Annotated in this window: 12 protein-coding genes; 4 read left to right on the plus strand and 8 right to left on the minus strand. The window is 62.6% G+C overall.

Features of this window, described 5'->3' with window-relative positions:
* Positions 1 to 126 precede the first annotated feature (126 nt).
* Both M0D68_RS16530 and pdeR read left to right on the plus strand, forming a co-directional pair.
* Positions 127 to 4,581 carry a DEAD/DEAH box helicase gene (locus M0D68_RS16530; RefSeq protein WP_266224851.1) on the plus strand — a complete coding sequence of 1,485 codons (4,455 nt, stop codon included), beginning with the start codon at positions 127 to 129 and terminating at the stop codon, positions 4,579 to 4,581.
* Positions 4,582 to 4,820: 239 nt separating this feature from the next.
* Complete coding sequence (pdeR, locus tag M0D68_RS16535; RefSeq protein WP_093635873.1) at positions 4,821 to 6,824, plus strand: cyclic di-GMP phosphodiesterase; 2,004 nt, start codon at positions 4,821 to 4,823, stop codon at positions 6,822 to 6,824.
* 84 nt (positions 6,825 to 6,908) lie between these two features.
* Here the strand turns inward: pdeR and M0D68_RS16540 are convergent, their stop codons facing one another.
* Together M0D68_RS16540 and M0D68_RS16545 are read right to left on the minus strand one after the other, a co-directional pair.
* Positions 6,909 to 7,796: a crotonase/enoyl-CoA hydratase family protein gene (locus M0D68_RS16540; protein ID WP_093635875.1), complete on the minus strand. Its 888-nt coding sequence runs from the start codon at positions 7,794 to 7,796 to the stop codon at positions 6,909 to 6,911.
* Between the two features lie 441 nt (positions 7,797 to 8,237).
* Positions 8,238 to 9,701, minus strand: coding sequence for a M20 family metallopeptidase (locus M0D68_RS16545; protein ID WP_200620531.1), 1,464 nt, complete (start codon positions 9,699 to 9,701; stop codon positions 8,238 to 8,240).
* A 164-nt stretch (positions 9,702 to 9,865) separates the two neighbouring features.
* Here M0D68_RS16545 and M0D68_RS16550 point away from each other — a divergent pair, with 164 nt between their 5' ends.
* Positions 9,866 to 10,186, plus strand: coding sequence for a superinfection immunity protein (locus M0D68_RS16550; RefSeq protein WP_093635880.1), 321 nt, complete (start codon positions 9,866 to 9,868; stop codon positions 10,184 to 10,186).
* A gap of 38 nt (positions 10,187 to 10,224) precedes the next feature.
* Here M0D68_RS16550 and M0D68_RS16555 read toward each other — a convergent pair whose 3' ends face one another.
* Complete coding sequence (locus M0D68_RS16555) at positions 10,225 to 10,644, minus strand: helix-turn-helix domain-containing protein (RefSeq protein ID WP_200620530.1); 420 nt, start codon at positions 10,642 to 10,644, stop codon at positions 10,225 to 10,227.
* An 84-nt stretch (positions 10,645 to 10,728) separates the two neighbouring features.
* Between M0D68_RS16555 and M0D68_RS16560 the strand changes: the two genes are divergently transcribed.
* The gene (locus tag M0D68_RS16560; RefSeq protein WP_093635885.1) at positions 10,729 to 11,046 is read left to right on the plus strand and encodes a multidrug efflux SMR transporter; all 318 of its coding nucleotides are present in this window, start codon (positions 10,729 to 10,731) and stop codon (positions 11,044 to 11,046) included.
* A gap of 40 nt (positions 11,047 to 11,086) precedes the next feature.
* Here the strand turns inward: M0D68_RS16560 and M0D68_RS16565 are convergent, their stop codons facing one another.
* From M0D68_RS16565 to M0D68_RS16585, 5 genes are all read right to left on the minus strand, one after another.
* Complete coding sequence (locus M0D68_RS16565) at positions 11,087 to 11,359, minus strand: YodC family protein (protein WP_093635887.1); 273 nt, start codon at positions 11,357 to 11,359, stop codon at positions 11,087 to 11,089.
* 486 nt (positions 11,360 to 11,845) lie between these two features.
* Positions 11,846 to 13,408, minus strand: coding sequence for an MFS transporter (locus tag M0D68_RS16570; RefSeq protein ID WP_211706712.1), 1,563 nt, complete (start codon positions 13,406 to 13,408; stop codon positions 11,846 to 11,848).
* Between the two features lie 30 nt (positions 13,409 to 13,438).
* Positions 13,439 to 14,077 carry a TetR/AcrR family transcriptional regulator gene (locus M0D68_RS16575; RefSeq protein ID WP_093635891.1) on the minus strand — a complete coding sequence of 213 codons (639 nt, stop codon included), beginning with the start codon at positions 14,075 to 14,077 and terminating at the stop codon, positions 13,439 to 13,441.
* A 63-nt stretch (positions 14,078 to 14,140) separates the two neighbouring features.
* Positions 14,141 to 14,983, minus strand: a complete 843-nt coding sequence (locus tag M0D68_RS16580) for an oxaloacetate decarboxylase (RefSeq protein ID WP_200653011.1) — start codon at positions 14,981 to 14,983, stop codon at positions 14,141 to 14,143.
* A 171-nt stretch (positions 14,984 to 15,154) separates the two neighbouring features.
* Positions 15,155 to 15,580, minus strand: coding sequence for an OsmC family protein (locus M0D68_RS16585; protein WP_093635893.1), 426 nt, complete (start codon positions 15,578 to 15,580; stop codon positions 15,155 to 15,157).
* Between the last annotated feature and the right edge of the window lie 75 nt (positions 15,581 to 15,655).

Consider the following 15,655-nt stretch of genomic DNA (forward strand, 5'->3'; position numbering starts at 1 on the left):
GCGATTGCCGCCACCCAGGCATCGGCAAAGCCGCCGAAAACCTGCCAGACTGATTGTTGATCCTCGAAACAGGCCGGCGCTTGCCGCCCTCTGGATATGGCACATCGCGTCCCCATCTATGCCAGCATGACTTCGGCCTCGACATCCACCGCCGCGTTGGACGAGCGCTCTGATTCTTCGGGCGTCGATCCGGTAGTGCAGCCAACTTCAAACGCTGCTTCGGGCCCTTTCACGCCTCGCGCGCTGGATGATTTCCATCCGGCAGTCGCCAGCTGGTTCCTGAAGACCTTCCCCGCCCCCACCGATGCCCAGGCCGCCGCCTGGCCGCAGATTCGCAGCGGACGCTCGACGCTGGTGGCCGCGCCGACCGGTTCGGGCAAAACTCTCACCGCCTTCCTGTCCGCGCTCGACGAACTCGTCCAGCAAGGCCTCGCCAACGGCGGCGCGTTGCCCGACGAAACCCTCGTGGTCTACGTCTCGCCGTTAAAAGCGCTCTCCAACGACATCCGCATCAACCTGGAGGTGCCTTTGCAAGGCATCGCAGCGGAACTCGAGGCGCGCGGCCTGCCGCCGCTCGACATCCGTACCGCAGTACGCACAGGCGACACCACGCAACAGGAGCGCAACGCGCTGAAAAAACGCGCGCCGCATATTCTCGTAACCACGCCGGAATCGCTCTACGTCCTGCTCGGCTCAGATTCCGGCCGGCGCATGCTGTCGACGGTGCGCACGGTGATCGTCGATGAAATTCATGCGCTTGCCGGCAGCAAGCGCGGCAGTCATCTGGCGCTCAGTCTCGAACGTCTCGACGCGTTGTGTCAACGACGCCTGCCGCGGATCGGTCTGTCGGCAACGCAAAAACCGGTGAGCGCCGTCGCGCGCTTTCTGGTGGGCGGCGCCAGCATCGAAAGCGATATTCCGGCGGACTGCGCGATCATCGACGTAGGTCACATTCGCGAGCGCGATCTCGCGCTGGAGATTCCGCCCGTGCCGCTCGAAGCGGTGATGCCGAACGAAGTGTGGGAGCGCATCTATGACCGCCTCGCCGAACTGATCGCGATGCATCGCACCACGCTGATTTTCGTGAACACCCGCCGCATGGCCGAACGCGCCGCGCGTCATCTGACCGAGCGGCTCGGCAAGGACGCAGTCGCCGCGCACCACGGCAGTCTCGCCAAGGAGCATCGCTTCGACGCCGAGCAGCGCCTGAAACGCGGCGAGTTGCGGGTGCTGATCGCGACCGCTTCACTGGAGTTGGGCATCGATATCGGCGACGTCGATCTGGTCTGCCAGATGGGTTCGCCGCGCGCGATCGCGCCGTTCCTGCAACGTGTGGGACGCTCGGGCCACCATGTGGGCGGCATGCCGAAGGGCCGGCTCTTTCCCGCTTCGCGCGACGATCTGATCGAATGTGCCGCCCTGCTCGATTGCGTGCGGCGTGGTGAACTCGACGCGTTGCGGATTCCGCGCGCGCCGCTCGATGTGCTGGCACAACAGATCGTCGCCGAAGTATCGAGCGCCGAATGGAGCGAAGACGCACTGTTCGAGATGCTGCGGCGCGCGGCCCCCTACGCGGACCTCGAACGCGAGCAATACGACGCCGTGCTGCGCATGCTGGCCGAAGGCTATACCAGCCGTCACGGCCCGCGCGGCGCCTATATCCATCGCGACGCGGTGAGCGGCACCTTGCGCGGCCGGCGCGGCGGCAAACTGGTCGCCGTGACCTCAGGTGGCACGATTCCCGAGAACGCCGACTATGCGGTGGTGCTCGAACCGCAGGCGATCAATATCGGCACCGTCAACGAGGATTTCGCCGTCGAGAGTCTGGCAGGCGACGTGTTTCAACTCGGCAATGCGTCGTACCGGATTCTGCGGATCGAGAGCGGCCGCGTGCGGGTCGAGGACGCACAGGGACAGCCGCCGAATATCCCGTTCTGGCTAGGCGAGGCGCCGGGGCGCAGCGATGAACTGTCGTTCGGCGTCGCACGCCTGCGTGAGCAGATTGGGCGCCTGCTCGATGGGGAAGAGCTCATGACGGCGCGCATCCAACGCGCAATCGACTGGCTCGTCGACGCCCTCGGTCTCGACGAAGCCGCCGCGCGGCAAATCGTCGACTATCTCGCCCGCGCACGCGCCGCGCTCGGCGTGCTGCCGACGCAAAACACGCTCGTGATGGAGCGCTTCTTCGACGAATCCGGCGGCACGCAACTCGTGATCCATGCACCCTTCGGCAGTCGCGTGAACCGCGCGTGGGGTCTCGCATTGCGCAAGCGTTTTTGCCGGACCTTCAACTTCGAACTGCAAGCCGCCGCCACCGAAGACGCGATCATCCTCTCGCTGACCGGCAGCCATTCCTTCGTACTCGACGAAGTATGGCGATACCTCCATTCGAACAGCGCCGAGCATCTGCTGATCCAGGCGCTGCTCGACGCGCCGCTCTTCGGCGTGCGCTGGCGCTGGAACGCGACCACCTCGCTCGGCCTGCCGCGTTATACCGGCGGGCGCAAGACCCCGCCGCAATTGCAGCGCATGCGTAGCGAAGATCTGCTGGCGAGCGTGTTTCCCGAACAGGCCGCATGCCTGGAGAACATCGTCGGCGAGCGCGAACTGCCGCATCATCCCTTAGTGGACCAAACCGTCGACGACTGCCTGCACGACGCGATGGACAGCGAAAGCTGGATCGCCTTGCTGCGTCGTATTGAACGGGGCGACGTGCAACTGATCGCCCGCGATCTGCCGGCGCCCTCGCCGCTTGCCGCCGAAATCCTCACGGCCAAGCCCTACGCCTATCTCGACGATGCGCCGATCGAAGAGCGCCGCACGCAAGCCGTGCAGAACCGCCGCTGGACCGATCCGTCCAGCGCCGACGACCTCGGCGCACTCGATGCTGACGCGATCGACAGTGTGCGCGACGAGGCATGGCCGCAGGCGCGCACCGCCGACGAGATGCACGAAGCGCTAACAGGTCTCGCCTGCATCACGCAGGCTGAAGCGCGCAATATCGAAGCGTGGCCGGCATGGCTCACCTCGCTTGCCGAATCCGGCCGCGCGACCCGCCTGCGGATCGCGGCTGAGGACGCGCTGTGGCTGCCCGCCGAGCGCCTGACCTGTTTCCAGGCGCTCTACCCAGATGCCCGGTTTGAGCCCGCGCTCACCGCACCGAAGGGCTATACCGATAGCTGGAGCGCCGACGACGCCCTGCTCGACGTGCTGCGCGCCCGGCTCACCGGCTTCGGCCCACTGCCGGTGCGTGCAATCGCGCAGGCACTGAACTTGCCCACGGCGTCGGTCGAACACACGCTGACGCGCCTCGAAGCTGAAGGCTACGTGATGCGCGGCCGCTTCTCGCCGGGCGCAACCGAAGAAGAATGGTGCGAACGCCATCTGCTTGCGCGGATCCACCGTTACACGGTCAAACGCTTGCGACGCGAAATCGAGCCCGTGGAACGGCACGACTTCATGCGTTTTCTGTTCGAGTGGCAGCATTTGACGCCGGACACCCGCAGCGAGGGACGCGACGCGTTAGCCGCCGTTCTCGACCAGATGGAGGGTTTTCAGGCCGCGGCGGGCGCATGGGAGGAAGATATTCTGCCGGCGCGCGTAAAGGCGTACGCGAACATTTCGCTCGACGAACTATGCCGTGCCGGCAAGATCGTCTGGACCCGTCTGACCGAGCGGGCACGCGGTACGGCGGGACCGGTGCGCAGCACGCCGATCGTGCTGTTGCCGCGCGCGCAGGTACGCGTCTGGCGCGCGCTGATCGATCCGTCGAAACAACCGGAGCTATCGGCGCGCGCGCAGAGCGTCCATGACACGTTATCGCAGCATGGCGCGATGTTTTTCGACGAATTGCTGGCCGAGGTACACGGCTTGCGTATGGAACTGGAGAACGCACTGGGCGAGCTGGTTGCCGCGGGCCTCGTGAATTCCGATAGTTTCGCCGGCTTGCGGGCGTTATTGAAACCCGTCGCCAAACGCAGTGCTTATTCCAGTAGCCGGCGTGTCAGGTCGAGTGCATTGATCGGAGGAATGGACGACGCGGGACGCTGGGCCCTCGTCAGCCGGCAGCCCGTTGTTGTGACATCCGAAGCATCGCCGGCGCGCCGTCAGCAATTCGCCCCCGAAGTACTCGAGCATGTCGCCATGACATTGCTGCGCCGCTATGGCGTGGTGTTCTGGCGTTTGCTCGAACGCGAGGCCGAGTGGCTGCCGCCGTGGCGGGACCTGTTACGCGTGTTTCAACGGCTCGAAGCGCGCGGTGTCATTCGTGGCGGGCGGTTTGTGAATGGCCTCGCCGGCGAACAGTTTGCTTTACCGGAAGCGATTCCAATCTTGCGTGAAGTTCGACGGCATGCGAACGATGGTGCTTTTGTGTGTGTCGCCGGAACCGATCCTTTGAATCTTGCCGGTACGCTGCTGGTGGGCGAACGCGTGCCTGCCGTTGCCGGGAATCGGGTTTTGTATCGCGATGGAATCGTTATCGCGACGCTGGTTGCGGGGACTTTCTGGTTTGACCCCGCGGTGGAAACGATTCCCACAGAGCGGGAACACGCCCGAAGCGCGTTGGCCAGGCGGTTTTGAGGCAGTCCTGAGCTAATTCCGCGGCGGTTTAATGCGGTTTTAATGCGATTTCGACGCTTCAGGCCAATGCGCACGCCAAAACAAAAGTCTTAAGACGAAGGCCATCACGACCGTTAATGTTTATAGGCCCGAAGGCCAGCCGCTTCGCTACAATGGGGTCAGTCTTTAAGTATGATGAAGACTGTTTGCCGCCACCCCACCTTTATGGTTGGCTCATCGGCACACCGCCCGGGGATCTCATGAACGACGACCAACACGATCAGGTGCTGTTTGCCCAGTTCGGCACAAGCAGCCCTTGCTGGCGTCTGTCGAACGACAGCAACGCGCTGGAACTCACGCCCGTCACCGGTGACGTGCCGGCTAATGTCGCCATTCCGCTGAATCCCCAACAGGCCTCGCAAATCCGCTGCCTCACCGGCATCACCTCGCACCTCGTCCTCGACGTACGGCTGTTCGGCGAACCACTGCGCCTGCACCTCGTCGGTAAAAAACTCGCCAGCAATACGTGGGCAGGCACCGCCTCGGCCTACGACGATACGGAGTCCGTTGCACGCGACCTCGTCCATGGTCTCTCTTTCGCGGAACAGGTCGTGTCCGAAGTCAATTCGGTCGTGGTGATCGTCGACAGACACGGTCGAATACAGCGCTTCAACCGTCTCGCCGAGGAACTCACCGGCGTCAAGGAAGAAGACATCGTCGGCCGCAATGTGTGGGCGCTGTTCATGTCCACTGAGTCCGGCGCGGCGTCGAGCCAGAACATCACGGGTTTCTTCAATCGCGGTGTCTCGTACGAAGTCGAGCGGCGCGTGAAAACCCTTCGCGGCGAACGGCTATTCCTGTTTCGCAACAAGTTCGTTCACAGCGGCAGCGGCGTCGAAGAACAGTTTCTGATCTGCTCGGGCACCGACATCACGGAAGAACGGCTCGCGCAGGAACGGCTCACCGAACTGGCGAACACCGATTCGCTCACCGGCCTCGCCAATCGCAACGCGATCCAGGACAAGATCAGCGCTGCGATCGAAGCGGCTGCCCCAGGTGAATCGGTCGGCGTGCTGTTCCTCGATCTGGACAACTTCAAGAAGGTCAACGACCACTACGGCCATGTCTTCGGCGACCGGTTGATCCGCGATGTGTCGTCGGCGATCAGCACCTGCCTGAACGAAGGCGACGTACTCGCGCGCCTCGGCGGCGATGAGTTCATCGTGCTCGCCGCCCAAGGCACCGCCCACGATCTCGAAGCCACCGCGCAGCGCATTCTCGAACGTCTGCGCACGCCGTTCAGCCTGGGGCTCGTCGAGGTCTACACGGGCTGCTCGATCGGCATCGCGCGCTATCCGGAACACGGCAACGACCTCGAATCGCTGATCCGTTCGGCGGACACGGCCATGTACGTTGCCAAAGACGAAGGCAAGCGCACCTATCGCGTGTTCTCACCCGACATGAACCGCAAGGTCGCCGAGTACATGTGGCTCGACACCAACCTGCGCCGCGGTCTCGAAGAGGGTCAGTTGACGCTGCACTACCAACCCAAGCTCGTACTCGCCACCGGTGCGGTGCAAGGCGTGGAGGCGCTGGTGCGCTGGAACTCGCCGGAGCGCGGGCAGATCATGCCGGTGGAATTCATTCGCTATGCGGAAGAATCCGGGCTCATCGGCGTGCTCGGCCGCTGGGTCATGGAAACGGCCGCGAAGCAGGCGGCCAAATGGAAGGCAGACGGCTACAACCTGCGCATTGCGATCAATGTGTCGGCACGGCAACTCGTGGATACGGCGGTGGTGCGGCATTTCAGCGAAGCGCTGCAGCGCGCGAATCTCGATCCGTGTCTGATCGACCTGGAACTCACCGAGAGCTGCCTGATCGAGGACGAAGCGGCGGCAATCGATCTGATCAAGCAGTTCCGCCAGCTCGGCGCGCAGGTTCACCTGGACGACTTCGGCACCGGCTATTCGTCGCTCTCGCAGTTGGGCCGCATTCCGCTCGACGTCATCAAGCTCGACCGCAGTTTTGTCCGCTCGATCAACGCCGACACCAAGGCGCAAGCACTCGTGCGCTCCATGGTGGTGGTCGCGCAGGAGTTGAATTTCAAGGTGGTCGCCGAAGGCATCGAAACCGAATCGGAAGAGGTGTTCATGAGGGGGCTGGGCGTCGATTACGTACAGGGCTTCCTGTACGGCCAGGCCATGCCGGTCGCGGAGTTCGAACGCTGGTTGCAGGACAGGCAGAAGCTCAGACTGATTGCCTGAGCTTCCACTCGCCCGAAAAACACGTCCCCTGGGGATTGAGGAACTCGCCCACTGCCGCTCGATAGGGTCGAGACCCGGAGCGATTCAGGCGAAATTGGCCGCGCTGGAGGCCGTCTGGCGCAGGTTCGAAGTACGGCGGTTCTGCAGCATCACCAGCCGCTCCATAAAGACGAGGTCCTTCTCCTCGATCGTGAACGCGGCATCCACCCAGTCCTCGGTAATTTCCATCAGCTCGGCGCGCGAGAGTTGCAGCACCCGTTGGCGTGCCCGCAGCATCGCGCGGATCCCGTTCATCTTCGGCCGGAGCGTATCGATGAAGGTGCGCGTCGCCATATAAGCGTCGCCCGGCTCGAACAGCTGATCGACCAGTCCCTTGCCGTGGTGCCACTCAGCCGTGTGCGACTCGCCCATGCCGATCAGTTCCTCGGCCAGACGCATCCCCACCTTGCGCGCGACCAGCGAATAGCCGCCCATGCCCGGGAACAGATTGAACGCGATCTCCGGAAAGCCCATGCGCGCGTCGTTCTGCGCCAGCAGGAAATGATGCGCGAGCGCCGCCTCGAACCCGCCACCAAGCGCAGTGCCCTCCACCATCGCGATCGAAATTGCCCCCGTATCAAAACCGCGCGCGGCAGCATGCACGCAATCGACGCAGGCGCGCGCGTACGCCATCAGCGCCTGGCGCTTGCCGGAGCGGATCGTGTCAGCGAAGAAATCGAGGTCGCCCCCGACGTTGAACATGGTCGGAATCAACGAGCCGGTCACCCAGAAATCGATCGGCAAACCGGATTCTCGTGCTGCCTGCGCGAGACCCAGAATGTCATGCACCAGATCGAGATTAAAACAGGGACGCGGCTGCGCCCGCAGCATCATCCACATGATGTTGCGGCCTTCTTCATAGTAGGCGGAGACTTGCGACAAATTGCCGGCTTCAAGGAACGGACGGCAGGCGTGGTGGTTATGCAGATTCATTTTGAACGGTCCTTTTAAGGTTAAACACTGGCATTGCAATGCGAGCCTAAAGCAGACCGGAATCGGATGGGAGCGGGGTAACCAACAGATGAATGCAACACGCGCGTGAAGCCCCGCCAGACGGCGCTCTGCGGGGAGGCGAACGGATGGGTAAAAGATCCTGCGGACGCAAACGCTTGCGCACCGGGGAAGGGCGAAATTAGCCCGCAAATGAGCATCCGGCTGCAATAAATTAGCGAACGAACAAAGCTTGAATTTTTTGCCGGATTTGGAAGAGAAAGAAATAGTCTTCGATTAGGTAATGCAATCGAAAATATAGCTTGTAGAGGTTTGTTTTTTATTTGTGGGCTAACAGACGGACTATTCAATTCGCATATTTAAACGCGGACGCCCCGGGGCGCCCGCTAATTCGCCTGCTGCGTCATTGCAGCGAAACGCTCATCAAGGCGCGGCCGCGATCACCTGAGCAACGGCTGCCGTGAGCTTCTTGCCATACGGCACGTGCAGGAACTCGTTCGGTCCGTGTGCGTTCGATTTCGGCCCGAGCACGCCGCACACCATGAACTGCGACTTCGGGAAGCCCGACTTCAATACGTTCATCAACGGGATCGTGCCGCCCTGCCCCATGTAGGCAACGTCCGCGCCGTAGTGGGTGCGCGACGCGTCGTTAAGCGCGGTGGCGAGCCACGGTGCGAGATCGGGCGCGCTCCAGCCGCTCGCCGCGCCGGCGTCCGGTTTGAAGGTGACCTTGGCGTTGTATGGCGGATCGAATTCGAGCAGCGCCTTCAGTTCGGCGACCGCCTTTTCCGCTTCGATCAGCGGCGGCAGGCGCAGCGACAGCTTGAATGCCGTGCGCGGACGCAGCACGTTGCCGGCGTCGGCAAGCGCGGGCAAGCCAGCCGCACCGGTGACCGACAACGACGGACGCCATGTCGAGTTGAGCAAGGCTTCCTGCGGATCGGTGGTGGTGGGCAGCACCTGACGGCCGTCCTGGCCGCAGGCCCACGGCAGTTTCTTCCAGACGTCGTCGCCAAGAATCTGCGCGGTCGCTTCCGTTTCGCGCAGACGGTCCGCCGGAATCTGAACGTGGAAACCCTTCGGCAGCAACGTGCCGTTGGCGGAGTCTTCGAGGCGGTCGAACAGTTGCCGCATGATGCGGAAGCTCGACGGTGCGATGCCGCCGTATCCGCCCGAGTGAATGCCTTCGTCGAGCACCTGCACTTCGAGGTCGCCGGCAACCAGACCGCGCAACGACGTAGTGAGCCACAGTTGATCGTAGTTGCCCGCACCCGAGTCGAGACACACCACAAGTCCGACTTTGCCGAGCCGTTCACGCAATGCGTCGACGTACGGCAGCAGATCGTAGCTGCCCGACTCCTCGCAGGTTTCGATCAGGCCGACGCAGCGCGGACGCTCGATGCCTTGCGCGTCCAGCGCGGCCAGCGCCGTGATGCTCGCGTAGATCGCATAGCCGTCGTCGGCACCGCCGCGGCCGTACAGCTTGTCGTTTTCGAGCTTCGGCGTCCAGGGGCCGAGGTCGTTGCGCCAGCCGTCGAATTCAGGCTGCTTGTCGAGGTGGCCGTAGAGCACGATGGTTTCTTCGCTGCCCGATCGGGTCGCGGCCGTTTCGAAGAAAATCACCGGCGTGCGGCCCGGCAAGCGGATCACTTCGAGTTTCAGGCCGCGCACGGGTTGCTGTTCGGCCCATTGCGCCGCGTCGGTAATCACGCGCTCAAGGTAGCCGTGCTTGACCCACTCGGGATCGAACGCCGGACTCTTGGCCGGCACGGCGATGTAGTCCGTGAGCGCAGGAACAATCTCGTCATTCCATTTACGGTCTACGAATTCGCGTAGCGTGTCCTGGTTGATGCGCTGGGTCTGCTGGGTCGTATCGTCGGAGATCATGGTGGCGGTCCGTGGCGGTTCTGTTCAGTCGAAACGTCCATGATAGTCCTGATGGGCGACGCGCTGAACCCCCTCGCCTTGCATGCAGGTTTCGGAACAACCCAGCGCAAAGAAAACAATCGCGCGACAATCGGGGGATACATCGCGTCCTGAGGAGCCAGGCTATGGGTGGCAACGTCGTGGTACAGGCCATCGCCGCGGTGCTCGCGCTGGCGCTGTATTTTCTGCCGAGCATTCTCGCGGACCGGCGCAAGCGTCATGACGTGCTGACGCTGGCGCTCTTCAACGCATGCCTCGGTTGGACCGGCTTTGGCTGGCTCCTCGCCCTCTACTGGTCGCTACAGCCCAACCCGCCGAAGAACGTGGCCGGCGAAGTGGTAGAGACGCGCAAGATCGTGCGGATGCGCGCGTTTTCATCGGCGCTTCTGGTGCGCGTGCAAAGGCGGTCCGCGGCGCGTGAGCGTCCGGAAAACAAGCAGCCTTGATTCAATAACAATTGTGCGCAGCAACCGCAGGCAGCCGGCTAGCGGTGCATTTGCTGCCGCGCGTCATAGCGCTCACGCGCAGCGTCGAGTTCGGCCGCGTTTTCCTCGGCCCAATGATCGAGCGTCACCAGCGCGTCACTGAGCGTTCGCCCCAGTTCGCTGAGCCGGTACTCCACGTGCGCCACCGCGCCCGGCTGCTCCTCACGAATCACCAGCCCGTTGCGCTCGAGTTCCTTGAGCGTCTGCGTCAGCACCTTCTGTGAAATGCCACCGATCTTGCGCAGCAAGGCGTTATTGCGCATCGGGCCGGGCAGCAGCGCCGGCATGATGAGCAGCGTCCACTTTCCCGCGATCAGTTCGAGCGCGAGCCGCGACGAACAGGCGGCGTCGAAAACGTCACCGCGGTAGGGCTGTTCGGTCGAGGCGAGGGGCGCGTTGGTGGACTCGGGCAATGCCATGGTTACCAGTGGGTAAGTAATGGTGAGCGCATCACTATAGCCCTAAGCTGGCCGCTCATTCACCACTCACCGATGGGGCTCACGATGGCATGGCTCATTCTGCTCGCCGCAAGCGCGGTCGAAATCCTGATGGCGTTGGCGTTGAAATATGCAAATGGATGGACGCGCTTGTGGCCGAGCATCGGCGGCGTTGCAGCCGCGCTCGGCAGCGTGTTTTTACTGACGCTGGCGATGAAGCATTTGCCGGCCGGTACGGCCTACGTGGTATGGACAGGGATCGGATCGTTTGGCATCACGGTGCTGGGCGTGATGCTGTTCAACGACCCGGTTTCGGCACCCCGCGTGATCTGCATGACCTTGATCGTGCTGTCAGTGGCGGGGTTGAAACTGATCGATGGATAAACCGGTTCGCGGGGCGAATACGTACGCTGGGCCGCTTCTCTCAGGCAGCCCGGCCCATTCTGCCCCACATCACCGAGCCGGCGGGAATCGAGCGCGGCTCAGCCCGCACGCTCTCGTGCGCGAACATTTCGCGGCGCAGCTCGCCATGTTCGTCGAACCACTCGCAAATCAGCCAGTCGCCCGGATTGAGCGCCACCGGTCCCGCATACGTCACCGTCATGCGCGGACCGCCTTCCTTCAGCGTGACGACATCGCCGACATTGAAGCGTGCGGCTGGCGGTGTTTCGAATACGTCAATGGTAGCGGTCAGCATATTCAATCCCCTGCGGAACCCGTTGAGCGGAATAAAGTCATCGCACCGTGCTTTGCAACATAGAACCCTGCCGAATGAAAACTCTAAAAAGTTGGCCAAGATTAACAATCGAAATTAACTACGGCAAGCGCTTTTTATTGATACCGTTTTCATTGGGACTGGAATAGGTTTCCCATCCCGGCAGTCGACGGGTAAAACCGGGGAAAACCCTTTATAACGGCGCCAGGCCACCACCCGTGCGGCATTGCACGATCGCAAAACTTACGGCGGCAAACCCGGTGCGCAAGTAGAAAATGCGCACTGGATTTGTCATATCTAAACTACCACCGACAAACCCGATTCGGGTTTATTCCGATCGCTCACACGCGGAATTACCTATGAACGGGAAACTCATCGGTAAATGCACCCACTCCAAAACCAGTTTTGTTTAAAGTGCATAATAGTTTTTAGCGACCCCCGTTGAAAACGATCTCCGGTCCGCTATTTTCAAACCGGCTGTGCAGCGCGACGCAATGCGAGCTGTTGATGCCGCACCAGCAGCACGCTCAAACCGATACACACGAACATCAGACACGCGTTGATCGCGAGGCTGTACTGGAACGCGTGAGCATAGGCAGCTGGCGTTTCACGGCCGCTGATCACACCGAAAAACGCGCCGCTGATGGCCGCCGTGCCGAACGCCGAGCCGATCTGCAAGGTCGACGACACCACGCCCGAAGCAAGCCCTGCCTTCTCCGGCGCGACTTCCAGCAGCACGATGCGCATGATCGACGGCAGGAGCAGGCCGTGACCGACACCCGCGCACACCAGTCCGCAATAGAACAGCAGATCAGGCGTAGCGGCATGGGTCGCGGACCAGCCGGTGACCGTGAAACCGATGGTCATCATCGAAAAGCCGAGCGCCAGCACATGACCGCCGATGCGCTTGACCACCGTGGGCGACGTCAACGGCCCGATCACGAAACCGATCGCGAACGGCATGATGGCCATGCCCGAGGCGAGCGGCGTCCAGTGCAAACCGGTTTGCAGGAAGATCCCGTAGGTCAGGAAAAACGCACTGTTGCAATAGAACAGAAACGCGAGCACCAGGCCCAGTGCGAAGGCCGGGTTGCGGAACAATTGCAGATCCACCAGAGGATGGCCACCGCCGCGCTCCACGCGCCGCTCGGTCGCCACGAATAGCGCGAAGACGGGGACGGCCAGTGCGAACATCACGAAGGTCCACGCGGGCCAGCCGGCTTCACGGCCGTGCGTCATCGGATAGATGACCAGCAGCAGGACCATCGAGAGCAGCGCGACGCCCTTCAGGTCGATGCCGGTGTTGGTGGCCGGCTGATTTTCCGGCACGAACTTCCATGTGCCGATGAAGGCCACGATGCCGATCGGAATGTTGATCAGAAAAATGATGCGCCAGTCGAGCCCGAACGGGTGATACGTGATCAGCGCGCCGCCGCCCAGTTGGCCCACGATCGACGACAGCCCGAAGACGAAACCATAAAGGCTCATGACCTTGGTCTGCCGATGCAACGGCACGACCGCGCGGATGGTGGCCAGCACTTGCGGCGCCATGACCGCGGCGGCGATGCCCTGCACGATCCGCGAGATCACCAGCATGTGGCCGCTGGTGGCGAAGCCACACAGCGCGGAGGCGACCACGAAGGCCGCCATGCCCGTCATGAACATGCGACGCCGGCCGAACAGGTCGCCGAGACGCCCTCCCGTGATCAGCAACACGGCATAAGCGGATGCGTAGGCGGACACCACGAGTTGCAATTGCGCGTCGGTAGCGTTCAGGCCGGTGTGAATCGACGGCAGCGCGAGGTTGACGATGAAATAGTCGAGCGGCGCGAGGAAGGCGCCGACGAACAGCACAGCAAGCGCGAGCCCCTGGCGCTCGAAGCCGGACGCGGCCTTTGCAGCGTGGGTGGCCTTCGTAGCAGTGGCAATCCCGCTAGCGGCAACCGCACCCACGCCTGGACAAACGGCGGCGGCTCCGCCTGCCGGCCCAACAAATGCCGCCGGAGCGGGCTTGATCGGGTCTCTATTCATGACCGTTCGTTCAAAAATTAGGTAAAAAAATTAGACGAGCGCACGCATGGCGACGTCCACGATTCCGATTAGCGCATCTTCCTTGTGGGCGACTCGCCCCAATACGCGCAGCCCTTGCATCACGCACAGGAGGAAATCGCCAACGGCTTTTTCGTCGAGCGTGGAATTGAAGGCACCGCTCGCCTGGCCGCGAATCACCGAGGCTGCCAGCAGCGTCGCCATGCGGCGTTGAATCGCCGCGACGCGGGTGCGCAGTTCTTCGTCCCCGGGTTGCATCTCCAGCGTGGTGTTGGTGATGAAGCAACTGCGCTCGCCGGTCAGCGCGCATGCGACCCGGGCGTAATGCAGCAAAGCGTTGCGCAGTGCCTCTTCTGCCGGCACCGGCGCGTTCAGCCGCTCGGCGAGCCGCGCGACCGAACCCTCCGCGTAATGATCGAGCGCGGCGAGCATGATGCCGTGCTTGTCGCCGAATACCCCGTACAGACTGCCCCGCAACAGGCCGGTGGCCTTACAGAGGTCGTCGATCGAGGTGGCGTGATAGCCGTGATTCCAGAAAACCTGGCTTGCGCTGGTTAAGACGGTGTCCGTGTCGAACTCGCGCGGCCGCCCCCGAGGGCAGGCCTCACCGTCTTTTTTCGCGAATTGCTTCGAATTGCCAGATTGCTTCATGTGACGGATATTATGACTAACCGTTCAAGAAAGCAAGGCGAGATTCGAAACGGGTGCGGCCGTCTATTTGCCCCACTTCTGCGCGGCGCTCGTGAAGAGCTGGTTGATCTCATTGCCGCTGGCGGCTTCTTTCGTGTAGTTGAAAGTGCCGTGATCTCGCATCTCGTGCGCGGCGCGGAGAAATGCACCCAACGCCGCGCGCGCCAACGAGCCGCCCACACTGACACGCCGCACACCCAGCGCCTGCAGGTCCTCGAAACTGAGCAGCACGCCTTGCAAGCCCATCAGCACATTGACCGGCCGGTCGAGCGAACTGACCACGGCGGCGATCTCTTCGCGCGTCTTCAGGCCGGGCGCGTAAAGCACGTCGGCCCCAGCCTCCTGGTAAGCCTGCAGACGCCGGATCGTATCGTCGAGATGGGGCCGACCCACCAGATAATTCTCGGCACGCGCCGTCAGCGTGAACGGAAACGGCAGAGCACGCGCCGCGACGACTGCCGCGCGCACGCGCTCCACGGCCGCCTCGAACGGGTAAATCGGTTCGTCCGCGCGACCGGTTGCATCCTCGATCGAGCCGCCGACCACGCCCGCAGCCGCGGCCTGCATGATCGTTTCGGCGCAGTCTTCAGGGCTGTCGCCAAAACCGTTTTCCAGATCGGCGCTGACCGGCAAATCGGTCGCACCCGCGATTTCGGCGAGGTGCACCATCATCTGCGCGCGGCCGATGGCGTTATCCGGCAGGCCACGCGAAAACGCATAGCCGGCGCTACTGGTGGCGAGCGCCTTGAAACCGGCCAGCGCGAGCAGACGCGCGGTGCCGATGTCCCAGGGATTCGGGATGATGAAGCCCTCGCCCGCTGCGTGATAAGACTGGAATTGCCGTGCTTTTTCGGTTTGCGTTGTCATCGACGGTCCCATTGAAAACGACGACCGGCGTTTTGCGCCCACGCGCTGCCGGATCGTCGTCGTGTGTTCGTTAAATAAGCAGCAAACAGCAAGAACGGAGAGTGGCAGCCGGCGGTCTGGCTACCGCCGCCAGCCTGCCCTTCATCTGTCCGCAATAGACGAACCGCACGCTCAGGTTTCGAGCTTCGCGTCCATCGTGATGGTGGCCTTCAGTACCTTGGAAACCGGGCAGCCCGCCTTGGCGTCCGCGGTCGCCTTCTCGAACGCGGCTTTATCGCCACCGGGGATTTTCACGGCTACATCCAGATGCACCGCGGTAATCGAAAAGCCGCCGCCGTCCTTGTCGAGCGTGACGGTGGCCGCTGTGGCGATACGTTCAGGGGTGATGCCGGCCTTGCTCAGTTCGGCCGATAGCGCCATCGAGAAACAACCCGCGTGCGCAGCCGCAATCAGCTCTTCCGGATTCGTGCCGATGCCGTCCGCGAAGCGCGTTGCAAACGAGTATTGGGTGTCCTTGAGGACGCCGCTGTCGGTGGAAATCGAGCCCTTGCCGTCTTGCAGGCCGCCTTGCCAGACTGCTGATGCCTTGCGCTTCATTGCTCTCTCCTGTTTGCCCTGCTTCGCACCGCTCCTCAACCCTACGTGATGCCGCCCACAACGGTCCAGCCCGGG

The sequence above is a fragment of the Paraburkholderia sp. SEWSISQ10-3 4 genome, from assembly GCF_030464785.1.
Classification (GTDB): domain Bacteria; phylum Pseudomonadota; class Gammaproteobacteria; order Burkholderiales; family Burkholderiaceae; genus Paraburkholderia; species Paraburkholderia aspalathi.

Excerpts from the sequence above, each read along its gene's own strand:
- M0D68_RS16555 (WP_200620530.1), bottom strand. The coding sequence starts at position 10,644 with ATGGCATTGCCCGAGTCCACCAACGCGCCCCTCGCCTCGACCGAACAG.
- M0D68_RS16530 (WP_266224851.1), top strand. The coding sequence starts at position 127 with ATGACTTCGGCCTCGACATCCACCGCCGCGTTGGACGAGCGCTCTGAT.
- M0D68_RS16550 (WP_093635880.1), top strand. The coding sequence starts at position 9,866 with ATGGGTGGCAACGTCGTGGTACAGGCCATCGCCGCGGTGCTCGCGCTG.
- pdeR (WP_093635873.1), top strand. The coding sequence starts at position 4,821 with ATGAACGACGACCAACACGATCAGGTGCTGTTTGCCCAGTTCGGCACA.
- M0D68_RS16585 (WP_093635893.1), bottom strand. The coding sequence starts at position 15,580 with ATGAAGCGCAAGGCATCAGCAGTCTGGCAAGGCGGCCTGCAAGACGGC.
- M0D68_RS16560 (WP_093635885.1), top strand. The coding sequence starts at position 10,729 with ATGGCATGGCTCATTCTGCTCGCCGCAAGCGCGGTCGAAATCCTGATG.
- M0D68_RS16575 (WP_093635891.1), bottom strand. The coding sequence starts at position 14,077 with ATGAAGCAATCTGGCAATTCGAAGCAATTCGCGAAAAAAGACGGTGAG.
- M0D68_RS16570 (WP_211706712.1), bottom strand. The coding sequence starts at position 13,408 with ATGAATAGAGACCCGATCAAGCCCGCTCCGGCGGCATTTGTTGGGCCG.
- M0D68_RS16540 (WP_093635875.1), bottom strand. The coding sequence starts at position 7,796 with ATGAATCTGCATAACCACCACGCCTGCCGTCCGTTCCTTGAAGCCGGC.
- M0D68_RS16545 (WP_200620531.1), bottom strand. The coding sequence starts at position 9,701 with ATGATCTCCGACGATACGACCCAGCAGACCCAGCGCATCAACCAGGAC.
- M0D68_RS16565 (WP_093635887.1), bottom strand. The coding sequence starts at position 11,359 with ATGCTGACCGCTACCATTGACGTATTCGAAACACCGCCAGCCGCACGC.
- M0D68_RS16580 (WP_200653011.1), bottom strand. The coding sequence starts at position 14,983 with ATGACAACGCAAACCGAAAAAGCACGGCAATTCCAGTCTTATCACGCA.